General features: G+C 47.8%; 12 protein-coding genes. 4 read left to right on the plus strand and 8 right to left on the minus strand.

The genetic code is table 11. The features are described from left to right. Positions 1–37: 37 nt before the first annotated feature. On the minus strand, positions 38–604 hold the full coding sequence (locus P3X63_RS06370; RefSeq protein ID WP_026586344.1) for a DUF2777 domain-containing protein: 567 nt from the start codon (positions 602–604) through the stop codon (positions 38–40). Positions 605–765: 161 nt separating this feature from the next. Here P3X63_RS06370 and asnB point away from each other — a divergent pair, with 161 nt between their 5' ends. Then, complete coding sequence (asnB, locus tag P3X63_RS06375) at positions 766–2,607, plus strand: asparagine synthase (glutamine-hydrolyzing) (RefSeq protein WP_026586345.1); 1,842 nt, start codon at positions 766–768, stop codon at positions 2,605–2,607. 151 nt (positions 2,608–2,758) lie between these two features. Here the strand turns inward: asnB and P3X63_RS06380 are convergent, their stop codons facing one another. The 3 genes from P3X63_RS06380 to P3X63_RS06390 all read right to left on the minus strand — a co-directional run bounded on the left by P3X63_RS06380 (position 2,759) and on the right by P3X63_RS06390 (position 6,067). Further along, positions 2,759–4,138, minus strand: coding sequence for an ammonium transporter (locus tag P3X63_RS06380; RefSeq protein WP_077737075.1), 1,380 nt, complete (start codon positions 4,136–4,138; stop codon positions 2,759–2,761). A gap of 44 nt (positions 4,139–4,182) precedes the next feature. Continuing rightward, the gene (locus P3X63_RS06385) at positions 4,183–4,524 is read right to left on the minus strand and encodes a P-II family nitrogen regulator (RefSeq protein ID WP_026586347.1); all 342 of its coding nucleotides are present in this window, start codon (positions 4,522–4,524) and stop codon (positions 4,183–4,185) included. A gap of 202 nt (positions 4,525–4,726) precedes the next feature. Next, entirely contained in the window at positions 4,727–6,067 is a 1,341-nt protein-coding gene (locus P3X63_RS06390) for an MATE family efflux transporter (RefSeq protein WP_026586348.1), read from the minus strand. A 123-nt stretch (positions 6,068–6,190) separates the two neighbouring features. On the opposite strand from P3X63_RS06390, the gene P3X63_RS06395 reads away from it, so the two are divergent. Both P3X63_RS06395 and P3X63_RS06400 read left to right on the plus strand, forming a co-directional pair. Further along, positions 6,191–7,054, plus strand: coding sequence for an AraC family transcriptional regulator (locus P3X63_RS06395; RefSeq protein ID WP_026586349.1), 864 nt, complete (start codon positions 6,191–6,193; stop codon positions 7,052–7,054). A 36-nt stretch (positions 7,055–7,090) separates the two neighbouring features. Continuing rightward, positions 7,091–7,648, plus strand: a complete 558-nt coding sequence (locus P3X63_RS06400) for a GNAT family N-acetyltransferase (RefSeq protein WP_077737074.1) — start codon at positions 7,091–7,093, stop codon at positions 7,646–7,648. Between the two features lie 32 nt (positions 7,649–7,680). Here the strand turns inward: P3X63_RS06400 and P3X63_RS06405 are convergent, their stop codons facing one another. From P3X63_RS06405 to P3X63_RS06420, 4 genes are all read right to left on the minus strand, one after another. Further along, on the minus strand, positions 7,681–8,763 hold the full coding sequence (locus P3X63_RS06405; RefSeq protein WP_026586351.1) for a Ger(x)C family spore germination protein: 1,083 nt from the start codon (positions 8,761–8,763) through the stop codon (positions 7,681–7,683). Then, positions 8,760–9,827 (minus strand): GerAB/ArcD/ProY family transporter, encoded by a 1,068-nt coding sequence (locus tag P3X63_RS06410; RefSeq protein ID WP_236251216.1) that lies wholly within the window; start codon positions 9,825–9,827, stop codon positions 8,760–8,762. The genes P3X63_RS06405 and P3X63_RS06410 overlap by 4 nt, the downstream gene beginning before the upstream one ends. A 57-nt stretch (positions 9,828–9,884) precedes the next feature. Continuing rightward, a complete protein-coding gene (locus P3X63_RS06415; protein ID WP_277692618.1) occupies positions 9,885–11,324 on the minus strand; it encodes a spore germination protein in 1,440 nt (479 codons plus the stop codon). 100 nt (positions 11,325–11,424) lie between these two features. Next, on the minus strand, positions 11,425–12,033 hold the full coding sequence (locus P3X63_RS06420) for a LysE/ArgO family amino acid transporter (protein ID WP_277692619.1): 609 nt from the start codon (positions 12,031–12,033) through the stop codon (positions 11,425–11,427). Between the two features lie 133 nt (positions 12,034–12,166). Between P3X63_RS06420 and P3X63_RS06425 the strand changes: the two genes are divergently transcribed. Next, entirely contained in the window at positions 12,167–13,621 is a 1,455-nt protein-coding gene (locus P3X63_RS06425) for an aminotransferase-like domain-containing protein (RefSeq protein WP_277692620.1), read from the plus strand. Positions 13,622–13,664 lie beyond the last annotated feature (43 nt).

Here is a 13,664-nt window from a genome sequence, read left to right on the forward strand (position 1 = left end):
GAGAGACACCAGTTCTTCGCTAAGGACTGGTGTTTTTTTATGACGGCGGCTTTGAAGCTGAAATCGTCACAATCCGCTCTCCGTCTGATGTCGTCCATTCAAACCGGTCTTTATGATCTCCATTTCGCTCATAATGATGCTGAAGGGCGCATTGCTTTAAATCATTCGAAAACTGATAAAATGAAACACCTTTAGCACCCTTTTTCTCCGATATAAAGCATAAGCCGTTATAGGCATAGACGCAGTCAAACACGGAAAAGCCAAGGTCGTTCAGCTGCTCCAAAAAGGAATAAAACCGGCCGTTATCCAGCCCCTCTAAAAACTCCAAAAACGCCTGTTTGACCGTTTTCAGATAGCGTATCGATTCACCGCCTTTCAATTGTATCGTCTCCGAATGTTCTGTGACGGCGAATTGGTCGAACAATTCCGCTTTCAGCCATTCTCCGTCTATGCTGATAAAAACGCCGGGACTGATTAAACTTTCGACTAAAAATAAATCCCCTTCTTCATTTTCGATCAGGCAGATGCCGTCCTCCATTAAAATCTTGCCGTAAATCCATTTGCGCTTTTCGGCATACATTCGTTTTTCACGTTCACTATTCATGCTGTTCTCCTTTCCTTCTTCTTTTTTTCCAAAACGGGCTTGTCTCATACAAGTCTGAAGTGGACAATTCAACTATTATTGTAAGGCGCATAAAATAAGTAAAGTGACTAGGAAGTGAAGCCTAAAAAGAGACAGAACATGAGAATTGGAGCTGATCGACAATGTGTGGAATTACGGGGTGGGTGGATTTTAAAAAACCGCTTGTCCGAGAACAGTCCGTCATGGAGAAAATGACTGATACGCTTTCAAAAAGAGGACCTGATGACACGAACATTTGGGGAAAGGACCATGTATTATTCGGACATAAGCGTTTGGCCGTTGTGGATTTAGAAGGCGGCAGACAGCCGATGACCCGCACATATCGAGGAAGCGGCTATACGATCTGCTATAACGGGGAGCTTTACAATACGGAGGATTTGCGAAAAGAGCTGCTCACGCTTGGGCATCAATTCAAGAGCCATTCCGATACGGAGGTTTTGCTTCATTCATACATGGAATGGAAAGAAGAATGCGTTCACAGGCTGAACGGCATTTTTGCCTTTGCCGTATGGGATGAACAGCGCGACCTTTTGTTTGCGGCCCGGGACCGGCTCGGCGTCAAACCGTTGTTTTATTCTGAGCAGGGGACATCGTTTCTGTTCGGATCGGAAATCAAAGCCATTCTGGCCCATCCAGAAGTAAAGGCGAGAGTGGATCGTGAAGGCTTGGCGGAAATTTTCGGACTCGGCCCGTCCAGGACGCCCGGCAGCGGAGTTTTTAAAGGAATAAAAGAAGTGAGGCCGGGGCATGCCATGCGCTTTTCAAAAGACGGCTTGACGATCTGGCGCTATTGGAATGTCAAAAGCGAAAAGCATACGGACAGTTTTGAAGAGACGGTAGAGAATGTGCGCTTCCTGTTTGAAGATGCCGTCACGAGGCAGCTTGTTTCCGATGTGCCGGTCTGTACGTTTTTATCCGGCGGAGTCGATTCAAGCGCGATCACCGCGACGGCGGCCAAACATTTCGGGAAAGAAGGAAAGGCGCCGCTTCATACGTTTTCGATCGATTATGAAGACAATGATCAGTACTTTACGGCAAATTCATTCCAGCCGAACGCGGACGGCCCATGGATCAAAAAAATGTCTGAAGAATTTGCGACCGTCCATCACAACTGTGTCATTTCCCAGGAGGATCTTGCCGGCCATTTAGCGGAAGCCGTGATGGTCAGGGATTTGCCCGGAATGGCGGATGTCGATTCATCACTATTATGGTTTTGCCGGGAAATCAAAAAGGATTTTGTCGTCAGTCTGTCCGGAGAATGCGCGGACGAAATTTTCGGCGGCTACCCTTGGTTCCATTCGGCTGAAGATGTGAAAGGCTTTCCATGGATGAGGTCGATGGAAGAACGAATCGGCCTTTTGCAGAACACCTGGCAAAAAAAGCTGAACCTCAAGGAATATGTGACGGCCAAATATGAAGAAACGGTAAATGAAACACCGCCTCTTGAAGGTGAAACAGGCGAGGAGAAAAGAAGAAGAGAGCTGTTTTACTTAAATATGCTTTGGTTTATGACAACACTTTTAGATCGAAAAGACAGAATGAGCATGGGTGCAAGCCTCGAAGTCCGGGTTCCGTTTGCCGACCACAGGCTTGTTGAATACGTTTGGAACATTCCGTGGGATGTTAAAATGCACGGAAACCGCGAAAAAGGCGTCTTCCGCAAAGCCCTCGAAGGCATTTTGCCAGAAGAGATTTTATACCGCAAAAAAAGCCCGTATCCGAAAACACACCACCCGGCGTATACAAAAGCTGTTAAAGGGTGGCTTCAGTCTTTGCTGTCTCAAAAGGATTCGGCGCTGCACGTCTTTTTAGACAAGAAAAAACTCGACCGGCTGATCGAGACAGAAGGTGCATCTTTTCAGGTTCCGTGGTTCGGACAATTGATGAAAGGACCACAGCTTATCGCGCATCTTGCGCAAATCCATACCTGGTTTGAGGCTTACAGAATCGATATAGAAGAATAGACCACCCGGCGAACTGCCGGGTGTTTCATCGTGTCCCCAACGCTTGATTCATTGTCAGGCTTTATCACCTTCTCTCAAAGTCTGCTCTCTGTTTCGGGTTGTGTGTAAGGACGGCAAAAGAACTCCCGGCGTGCTGCCGGGAGTTTGCTTTTTACACCTGTTCGGTTTTGGAAGAGTGGCCTGGTTTCAAATTGTTTAGCCTTGAGACGAGATCTGTGCCGAAGTCAGAGGTTATCTCAGCGTCCCCTTGATCGATGAAGCTTTCTTTATATTCATAGGCGGAAGAACCGTGCTCAGCATAGTCGAGGCCGGAAATTTCCTCCTCCTTCGTCACCCGGATCGAACCCGCCGCTTTCATGACCGCGATCATGATCGAAGTGGCGGCTAGCGTCCAGCCGGCAATCGCTAAAATGCCGAGCGCCTGAATCCCGAGCTGGGCGGCTCCTCCACCGTAAAAGAGGCCGCTCGATGTGTTGAAGAGTCCGACTGCAAGTGTCCCCCAAATTCCGCAGACACCGTGGACGGCGATGGCGCCGACCGGATCATCAAGTTTCAGAACTTGGTCGATGAACTGAACGCTGATGACTAATATGACGCCGGCGATGAGTCCGATTAAAATCGAACCTGTAAATGATACGCCATCTGTTCCGGCCGTAATCCCGACAAGCCCTGCGAGTGCGCCGTTTAACGTCAGGGAAGGGTCGATTCGGCCGAAGCGGAAATAAGTAAACAGCGCCGAGCTGACCACTCCGCCTGAAGCGGCTAAAAGGGTTGTCGTAATGACGTGCGGGACGGCTGCGGGATCAGCCGCCAGCGTGCTGCCGCCATTGAATCCGAACCAGCCGAACCAGAGGATGAAGACGCCGAGGGCGCCGAGCGGAATGCTGTGTCCCGGTATGGCGTTGACTGTTCCGTTTGCATATTTGCCGATGCGCGGACCGAGGAAGATGACGGCTGCGAGCGCGCCGGCGGCACCTGTCAAATGAACGATAGCAGATCCTGCGAAATCGATGAAGCCAAGATCATAAAGCCAGCCTTCGCCCCAAGTCCAATGGCCGACAACCGGATAGATGATGCCGGTCATAAACAGCGTCAAAATCATATAGCTGCCGAGCTTCATCCGTTCAGCAACGGCGCCTGAAATAATCGTCGCACATGTTGCCGCGAACACGGCCTGGAAAACGAAAAACCCGATGTCCTGATCACCCGTCAAAGCGAATCCGCTTGTGCCGATCAATCCGCCGGCGCTGTCCCCGAACATGAATGCGTATCCGACAAAGAAATAAAGAATCGACCCGATCGAGATCGTCAGGAAATTTTTCATCAAGATGTTCAAGGTGTTTTTCGCTCTTGTAAAACCCGATTCGACCATGGCAAAGCCGGCATGCATAAAAAACACGAGCAAGGTGCCGATCGCCACCCAGGACATATTGACAGATTCGTTGACCGACTGAACCGTCGGCTCAGCGGCAAAAGCCGATACCGGCAGCAGAAAACTTAAAAAGAGTGCGAAAGATATCTTTTTCTTCAAAAGAATCATCCTTTCTTAGCGTTTCACACGGAGGTAAACCGTTTTTATACAATCGCTTCTTTTCCGGATTCCCCAGTTCGGATTCGAACCGCGTTTTCGATGGGGAGCACAAATATTTTTCCGTCGCCGACCGTATTTGTCGAGCATGTGCTTTCGATAATTTGTATGATCTCATCGACACTTTCAGATTCAATGACCATTTCAACCTTCACCTTTGGCAGCAGTTTGATTTCATAAGCGGTCCCGCGAAAAAGCGCTTGTTTTCCGCGCTGCTGGCCGCAGCCTGCGACTTCTGAAACGGTTAATCCGTTTATCCCGACTTCTTCAAGCTTTTTGCGGAGCCGGGGAAACTGTTCAGGACGGATGATCGTTTCGATTTTTTTCATATAGATCCTCCTTGTTTATAGATGTAAGGTTTTATTACGTTTTATTGTTATGTTTATTATCATACGTAAAATTAAAATGAAAATCAATACGAATTTTCAAAAAAATTAATCTATTAGACCTATTCACTATTAGATTTTTACTCGTGGTTTCTTGTATATGTTAACTTTTATAACATAAAAACCGGCTTCAAATGAAAGCCGGCTAAACTGCAAACCCTTTTTTGAGCCATATTTTTGATCTCCATCGTCTGTACATGAAAATTCCCCTCACCCATTCATCGGCAATAAATGAAAACCAAATGCCCGCCAGACCAAATCCAAGCTGGATGCCGAAAATATAAGCAATCGGAAGCCCGATTCCCCACATCGAGACAATCGCCATGTAAACTGGATACTTTGCGTCACCGGCCGCTCTTAATGAGTTGATGATCACCACATTAAATGAACGGCCGGGTTCCAGGATGATCGTCAGCAAAATCAGCATGCTGGCCGTTGCGATAATTTCGGGATTGCTGCTGAAGATCCCGATCAGCTGCTTTGAAAAAACCGCCATCACAACGGACGTGCATGTCGTAATCGCCAGCGCCCACCATAGACTTTTCAAGCAGCGGCTGTACGCTTCGTCAAATTGTTTCGCGCCGATATGGCGCCCGATCAAGATTTGCGTTCCCTGGCTGATCGCCGCACCGAAAAGCATGATGAACATCATCAAATTTTGCGTGTACACTTTCGTCGTCAAGGCCTGTGCGCCCATCAGCGTAATAAAATAGGTGACGATCATCTGTGACGCGTTATAGGAAAGCTGCTCACCCGCTGAAGGAATGCCGATTCTCAACAGCTTTTTTAAATGGCTTTTTCGGATGAAAAACAAGCGCTTCGAAAAAATCGGCATCCCGATCCGCTTTTTCACAAGCAAGGCGATCGCCAAAAGGCCGATGATGCGCGCGCTTGCAGTGGATAGCGCCACACCCGCCACTCCGAGGATCGGAAAGCCGAACGGTCCGAAAATCACGAGATAGTTGCCGGCGATATTCAGCATATTCATGCCGATCGTAACGGCCATCGTGTCCTTTGTATAACCGTAGCTTTTTAAAATCGCGCTGTATGTCATGATCAGCGCCTGGATAAAGGAGAGCCCGCCGACGATCTTCAAGAAAATGCCGGCATCGCTGAGCAGATTGGCTGACAGGCCCATCATCAATAAAAGCGGCTTGGCAAGCAGATAAATCAAAGCGCTGATGAATAGACTGATGATAAAATTGGCGCTGATGGAAACATATCCGACTTCCATCGCTTCTGCCTTCTGCCGCGAGCCGAGAAATTGTGAAATGATCACCGTTGTACCTGTCGCAATAAAGCCGAACATGACGATGATTAAATTGAGCATCTGGTTGCTGACGCCGACGGCTGCCACACTGTCGTCGGAATATTGGCTGAGCATCAGGGTGTCGGCGTTTCCCATCAGCATATATAATGAAACCTCGATAAAAATCGGCCAGGTCAAGGCGAATAAGGAGAGGTTTTGGGTGTTTGTTTTTTTCATGGCGTATAACCCCTTTCTTTTCAAAAATCCGTTTTATAGTGTAACGCCATTTTTTTATAATAAGAAGAGACGAAACCGATACTTCTTGGAGAAATCCGACCAAATCAAAAGAGGGAGAACCATATGGAACACATCATTTTCACGATCCCGCCGCTCCCCGTTTTGATCGTCTGCGGAGAAGGCGTGTTTAAAAAAGGGGAAAAACATGTCAAGCGAGAATATCCTGTCTTTGACCTTTTATATGTGATCAAAGGGGAACTGTTTTTGACAGAAGACGGTGTGCCTCACCGCATCCGGCAGGGGGAGTACATCATCCTCGTGCCGGGGCTCGAACATTACGGACATCAGGGCTGCAGAGAGGAAACCCATTATTTTTGGCTTCATTTTCAGGATGGGGCGTACGAATTGGGAGAGCGGGGAGGAGATAACTGGACTGAGCTCAAGCTTCAGCACGGAACATTTGAAACACCGCCTTTATATCATTTAAGGCTTCCGAGAAAGGGAAAGGTCGATCAAAAGGCTTTCATTGAAAAGCAGTTTAGAAGTTTAATGGATGAAGCAGCGGAAAATTCTGATCTGCCTCTCAGAAAGCAGCTGCTGTTTGAAGAGCTGCTGATTCATTTGCAAAAGGAAGCGTTTCACATTCCTTCGGCGAATGAACGTGTCGCATCAGAAGCGCAGCGCTATATTGACCGGCATTATAAAGAAAAGCTGAGCATGGATCAGCTTTCCGCCGCCCTTCATTATCACCAGGACTACATCACCCGCTGCATGCAGAAAGTGTTCGGCATCACGCCTGGACAATACGCCAACAAGGCGCGGATCCTGGAAGCGAAGCGGCTTCTTTCCGTGACCAATGAGAAAATGTCAGCGATCGCAGAGCAAGTCGGCATCGATGACCCGACCTACTTTTCGAAGCTTTTCAAGCAAATAGAAGGAATATCCCCTATCGAATACCGAAAGATGATGAAGAGGAATATTGAATAATTTCGTAACAGTCCAAACGGATCGGAGGAGAAAAGCTTGGCAGTCATAAACGGTAAGAAAGTCAAACTGCGTTCAATTACGATGGATGACCTGCCTCTGTTGTGGAAATGGATATACGGTGTGAAAGATCCTGAATGGAAAAAGTGGGATGCTCCCTACTTCCCGCTGCTGCCTGAGCCGTATCAGTATTTCGCCGATTCCTTTGTGCAGGCTTTGAATGAGAGACCTCCACGCTACATGGGGATAGAAATCGGGGGAGAGCTGAAAGGGACGGTTTCGTATTATTGGGAGTGCCGGCCGACCCGCTGGCTTGAGTGCGGAATCGTCATCTATGACCCACTCTTTTGGAACGGCGGCTACGGCACTGAGGCTGTGTCATTATGGGTCAGCTACTTATTTGATCATCTCGATGTCCCGAGAATCGGGATGACCACATGGTCCGGAAATCAGCGGATGATGAAATGCGCAGAAAAGGCGGGGTTTACGATGGAGGGGCGTATCCGCAAGGTCAGATATTATAAGGGAACCTACTATGATTCGATCAGGTACGGGATGTTAAGAGATGAGTGGGAGAAGCTTTGCGGCCGCCCTTGAATTGCCGCAAAGCCATGCAGGGCCGGGGAATTCTACTCCGTATTTGTAACTGTTCTGAGGTTCAATCGATAATCAACATCGATATCCATCTTACTCCATTTCTTCTTCCACGTGTTGTCGCTCATCGGCTTAGTGAACGGGAACAATGCTTCACCGCCGATTTCAAAAGGGTCAACCTTCATATCCTGCATCTTTTTCAGCAGTTCGGCGGTCTGTTTTTCCAATTGCGCTTCGGCCTCATGGATCAGCGCATTGAATTCCCGCTCATCCTGCAGGTTTTTGTCACCGGTATATTCCTCAATTCCGCCATCAACATTCACTTTCAAGGATAGCGCTGTATTTTTTTTATTCAAATTGAAAAAGACGGATGACCGGGCCTTGCCGATCACGAGAGAAATCTCGGGGAGCGCCAGGAGCTTGAGGTATTTGTTGTTGTTGATCAGCTGAAACATTTGGTCATCCACGCCGCCTATGATGTTCTGCAATTTGTCGTCTTTAAAAAGGGCTGTTCCTTCATAAATAAAATCATCTTCATCCGTTTTGAAAACCGGTGTGTAGGGATCGGAAAAATGGGTGTAAAGCAAATTTTTGAACTGATGCAGGTTGACGATGGTCATTTCGCCCTGACTTGCTTTTTCGAAATGTTTTAAGGTCTGATAGAGATAGAAATCAAATTTTTCGCTTTGTTTCAGTTCATTAAGCATGTATTTTTCAAAGTCCCCTTTGACGACCATCACGTATAGTCGCTGAGGGGTTTTTGGATCGTTCAAAAGCGTGTTGATAATCGGAAGGATTCCTTTTCTGGCCAGCTTTTCTTCAATGATCAGCATGCGGAGCTGCCCGTTTTGCAGCTCGTTGTAATAGTTTAAATTAAAATCCTTGCCGGCCTGTTTGATCATGTTCACTTCGATATTGAAGACGCGTTTTTTCTCAAGTCCGATCGGCGGGACCAATGTGCTCATAGACAGTTTTTTGTTTTTTCCTTCCTTGATAAACCAAAACGTAACCGGAGAAATTTCTTCAATCTCATTATTTTCCACAAATGGAGAGCAGCCCTGCGCCAGGCAAAGGCTGAGCATGACAGAGCATAATAAAGCCCGTTTTCCCTTCATCATGATGATCGCCCCTTTCGTTTACCGGCTGCCAGAAGCAGTGAAGGAACAAGCGCATATGTAACGGCTCCCAGCGTAACCTCCAGGATAAACCACATCTCCTTTTGTTCTCCATTTTCCCAAAACCATATGCTTAATATGAGCGATGCGGCCAACACCAAGAGAAAGCTGAAAATAAACCCTTTGCGGGTAACCGGTTTCGAGACTCTTTTGATCACGATCCGGGCGCCGCCGTATAAACAAAGTAAAAAGATGGCGATGACAAAAGCGTAATGAAACATATGCGCGGACAATAAAAAGGTATCAACCCGCTCCAGAATCGGGGATTCCAAATAGCGGAGCATGTTGATGACCGGGAAAATGGTTTCCCGCAAATAAGACGAACCGTAAAAGAACAGTGATGCCGCAAACAAAAACAAATATTCAAGAATGGAAATCGCATTTCCGATAGATAAGTATTTGATGACACGCTCCTGTTTTTTAAACCATGGAGCAAGGCAAATCAGATACTCGGGACCTGAAAAAGCAGACCAGGTCACAAGCAATGTTTGCCACGATTTTTTTGTCCACTCAAATGGAATCAGCGGATATAAGTCGTTCAGCGAAGCGATCGGCGGTATGTAGAACCGGATAAACAAGAATACGATCCAAAACGATGATAAAAATGCGATGATCGCAAACCGCATCGTATTTTCCATTCCTTTGGACGCCGCATAGGCGCCGATCAACACGATGAACAGAACAAGCCAGTTTAAATTGATGGCCGGAAAAATAAAGTACCGGACGGTTTCCGCATAACTCACGATCAGAATCACCGTTTTAATGAACAGCTGAATCAAGCAAAGCAACACGAGAAAACGGAGCTTTCCTTCGCCGAAAACGTCTCTGAAGCCCTCATATCCTTTGGGCGCGTAAGGAGATGACAGCCATTTGGACAGGATGAACAGATTAAGCTGAGACAGCGCGCCGATGATCAAGAGTCCGAAAATCATAAACGGATGGACCAAATACATCGGCAGGATGAGGATGAAAAACAGAACCTGAGTGCGGTTCAGGATGATGATCATATATAAGCCGCCAAGAGGTCTTGTTTTATGGAACAATCTAAAAGGGCTCAAGCAGAATCATCTCCTTTTGCTGTACCGCCAGCTTTTGAGAGGGTGTAAAAATGCCGGGCGTTTTTTTAGCCAAGTGAACGGGCCCCGAATGAAAAGATCGAGCCAATCCCGCGGATAAAAAGGTGTAACAGGGGCCAAATAAGGCTGTCTTAAAGAAGTAAGCCCATTTAAATGGACAAATAATCCAATAAACCCGAGCATGATTCCAAAAAAGCCGAGGCAAGCTGATAATAACAGAATCGTAAAGTGGATCAATGTATACCCCTTCGCCACGATGTAATTCGGAATCAAAAAAGAGGTGACCGTTGCGATCCCGACTAAGACAACCAAAACTTTGCTGACAAAGCCGGCCTGCACCGCTGCTTCCCCGATGACGATCCCTGAGATGACACCCAAGGTTGAGCTTGACTTTGTCGGCATCCGCACGCTGGCCTCTTTAATAAATTCGATCACGATCAACATGAGAAACGCTTCCCAAAACGGGTTGAACGGCACTTTGCTCCTTGATTCAATCAATACATTAAGGATTTGCAAAGGAATCATGTGATAATGATGGGTCGATAAAGCGACATATACAGGAATTAACGCAATGGACAGAATAAAGCTGAAATAGCGCAGCCAGCGAAAAAAGCTGGAAATTGGCCAGCGCATTGTATAATCTTCGAATGAATGAAACAGATGAAAAAGCGTGATCGGCGCATTCAGCGCAAACGGTGTATTATCGACCAAAATCGTGACCTTTCCGATGCTCAAATTGTACGTGCAAATATCGGGCCGCTCTGTCTGCTGAAACTGAGGAAAGATGGTATGATGGTGATCTTCCATCAATTCCGCAAGCTGTGACGAATCAAGCATCGTATCAAAATCAATGGCGGCGATTCTTTTTTTCGCTTCTTCCACAAATTCAGGGTTGGTCAGTCCGTCGATATAGATGAGAACGATCGACGTTTTGCTTAAAGCGCCGATTTCGAGTCTCTCGGTTTTCAAATTTGTCAAAGGTAGCCGTCTGCGTATTAAAGATAAATTAAGGCCGATCTGTTCTGTAAAGCTGTGTTTCGATGATTCAATCTGCCGCCCCAGCCGGTTTTCGAGCGGGATGGCATACCAGTGCCCGTGCCGCGGATCAAAGACAAGAACGGCCCCTGTCATGAGCAGATTTGTCGCTTCATCCAAAGCTGTAATCTGCAAAACGTTCAAGAGCAAACCTTTTAAATAATCGTACACCGTAACGTCGCCGCAGCTGATCATGGGCTTGATGATCAATTCGTGCAGACTTCCTTCGTCAATGATCGTATTGATGTAATAAAACACGGCTTTTTGTCCGTTCTTCATTTCATATTCTTCTGATACGGCATCGCTCATGCCGGCAATCGCTGCTTCAATGGCTTCTGCACTGACAGCCGGCTGATCGGCTGTGAATGGTGTTTGATCTTTCTTTTGAAACATGGGCATCCCCCAAACCGGTTTCCAGTTGAATGTATTGTGTGTACCTTTTTCTGAAAATATGTATGAAGAAAAAACGCCCGAACGAAAAACGGACGTTTTTTCAGGACCATAGTGAAGCGCCAAGATAGAGGCCAAGTCCCCACATGATGAGAGCAGATCCTTTGTTGAACAAGATAAGCGCGGCTCCCGACCGATCCAGGCGCCTGATCACCCGGCCCGCTGCCGCCAGTCCGGCAAACCATGCCCATGAGACAAGGATACATGCCACGGTGAATAACCATTTTTCCGCCCCGTCATATGCCAACGAGCTGGTGCCGATCACACCGACGATGTCGAGAATGGCGTGCGGATTTAGCAACGAGACAGCCGCTGCAAAAGCGATTTGCTGTTTCACCGTCATTCCATCCGTTCGTTTTTCCCCTGCAGCTGGTTTGGCGTGCCATGTGATCCATCCCATATACATCAGGAAACAGAAGCCGCCGCTCAATAAAATCAATTTCACCGCCGGGATGCCGGCGACAGCCGCCGAAACTCCTGCAACAGCAAGAATCACTAGCAGCGTATCACAAATCGCTGCGGCAATCACAAGCGGCATAACCCGGAAAAAGCTCGGTGCCGCCGCCCCCTGCTGAAAAATGAAGACGTTTTGCGCCCCTAAAGGCAGAATCAGTCCAAAAGCGAGAATGATGCCGTGAATGGCTGCGGTCATTCTTGATAAATCCCCTTTCATTCAACAATATCCGTTTTATTGTAGCGGATGAAAGGAGAGGTGTCTCCGGCCATTTGGATGGTTTCAGAAGCCAGCCAAATGTTATCATGTTCAAAAAGGAGCTGAAACAGAGATGAAATTCTCGCTCGATCGAAACTCGGAAATACCATTGTATCAGCAAATTGAACAAATCTTGAAAGACAAAATGTCGCGGGGCGAATGGCCGGCCGGAACCAAAATTCCGTCCCAGCGGAAGCTCGCCGGCATGTTTCAAGTCAACAGAAGCACGGTGACCGCGGCGCTTGACGAATTGACAGCCCAGGGGCTTCTTGAAGGCAAGCGGGGCGGCGGCACAAAAGTGATGAATCATACATGGAGCGGCATGACGGACGGACCGTCGCTCGACTGGAACGGCTATGTCCGTTCGGGAATCCACCGCCCGAATTCTTTGACGATCCAGGAAATCAACCGGCAGGAGTTCAGGGAAGACATCATCCGGCTTGGGACCGGTGAACTGTCGCCTGAGCTTTTGCCCTATCAGCAGGTCAAAAAAATGCTCCGTGATGCTGAATCAGACAAGCTGATGCTCGGATATGAAGAACCGAAAGGAAACCGGTATACGAGAGAAGTGCTGGCGGCTCATTTAAAACAAAAAGGCATTCATGTTTCCCCGGATGCCATCCTGATCGTTTCCGGCGCTTTGCAAGCCCTCCAGCTCATCTCGATCGGCCTTTTGAAACGGAAGGCCGCCGTCCTCACCGAAAAGCCGTCATACTTATACTCGCTCCATGTGTTCCAATCGATGGAGATGAGGCTTTACGGCATTCCGATTGATGAAGGGGGATTGAGTCCGGCTGCTATTCAGGCCTGCAAAAACAAGCATGGCGCCGACCTTTTGTATACGATTCCGTCTTTTCACAACCCGACGGGCTTTTTGATGACGGAAGAAAGGAGAAAAGAGCTGATTCAGACCGCGAAGCGCTTATCTCTTCCCATTATTGAAGATGATGCATACGGCGATTTGTGGCTTGACAGTCCGCCTCCGCCCCCGCTTAAGACCTTCGACCAAGACGGAAACGTGCTTTATGTCGGCACATTATCGAAAACGGTCAGCCCCGGCCTTCGCATCGGCTGGATCGCCGGGCCCGAGCCTGTGATCGACAGGCTGGCAGATATCAAAATGCAGACGGACTATGGGTCAAGCTCCCTCTCCCAGTGGGCTGCTGCAAAATGGCTCTCAAGCGGACTTTATGAAGAAAACCTCCATTTGATCAGGAATGACTTGAGAATCAGGCGTGACACAGCCATCCGCTGCCTTGAAGCGCACTTTGACGGGATCGCTGACTGGAAGGAGCCGCCCGGCGGGTTTTACATCTGGGTCACATTTTTTCAGTCACTGCCGCTTCATGTGCTGTTTGAAAAAGCGCTGCAAAAAAACATCCTCATCAATCCGGGAACCCTTTACGATAAAGAAGCGAAAAGAAGCATCAGACTGTCTTATTCCTACGCTTCTCTTAGCGGCCTCGAAACCGGAATCCGAACCGTCGCCGAACTGGCACGGGAACTTTTAACCGCCACTGCCGGCTGAAGCTTTTTTAGCCGGCATCTTTCTATTTTTTCCTTCTTTAAGG

The sequence above is a fragment of the Bacillus sp. HSf4 genome (genome assembly GCF_029537375.1).
In the GTDB taxonomy this organism is placed as follows: domain Bacteria; phylum Bacillota; class Bacilli; order Bacillales; family Bacillaceae; genus Bacillus; species Bacillus sonorensis_A.

What these genes read in the sequence shown, in the direction of transcription:
- P3X63_RS06370 (WP_026586344.1), bottom strand. Translation starts at nt 604, where the DNA reads ATGAATAGTGAACGTGAAAAACGAATGTATGCCGAAAAGCGCAAATGG.
- asnB (WP_026586345.1), top strand. Translation starts at nt 766, where the DNA reads ATGTGTGGAATTACGGGGTGGGTGGATTTTAAAAAACCGCTTGTCCGA.
- P3X63_RS06385 (WP_026586347.1), bottom strand. Translation starts at nt 4,524, where the DNA reads ATGAAAAAAATCGAAACGATCATCCGTCCTGAACAGTTTCCCCGGCTC.
- P3X63_RS06390 (WP_026586348.1), bottom strand. Translation starts at nt 6,067, where the DNA reads ATGAAAAAAACAAACACCCAAAACCTCTCCTTATTCGCCTTGACCTGG.
- P3X63_RS06395 (WP_026586349.1), top strand. Translation starts at nt 6,191, where the DNA reads ATGGAACACATCATTTTCACGATCCCGCCGCTCCCCGTTTTGATCGTC.
- P3X63_RS06405 (WP_026586351.1), bottom strand. Translation starts at nt 8,763, where the DNA reads ATGATGAAGGGAAAACGGGCTTTATTATGCTCTGTCATGCTCAGCCTT.
- P3X63_RS06410 (WP_236251216.1), bottom strand. Translation starts at nt 9,827, where the DNA reads ATGATCATCATCCTGAACCGCACTCAGGTTCTGTTTTTCATCCTCATC.
- P3X63_RS06415 (WP_277692618.1), bottom strand. Translation starts at nt 11,324, where the DNA reads ATGTTTCAAAAGAAAGATCAAACACCATTCACAGCCGATCAGCCGGCT.
- P3X63_RS06420 (WP_277692619.1), bottom strand. Translation starts at nt 12,033, where the DNA reads ATGACCGCAGCCATTCACGGCATCATTCTCGCTTTTGGACTGATTCTG.
- P3X63_RS06425 (WP_277692620.1), top strand. Translation starts at nt 12,167, where the DNA reads ATGAAATTCTCGCTCGATCGAAACTCGGAAATACCATTGTATCAGCAA.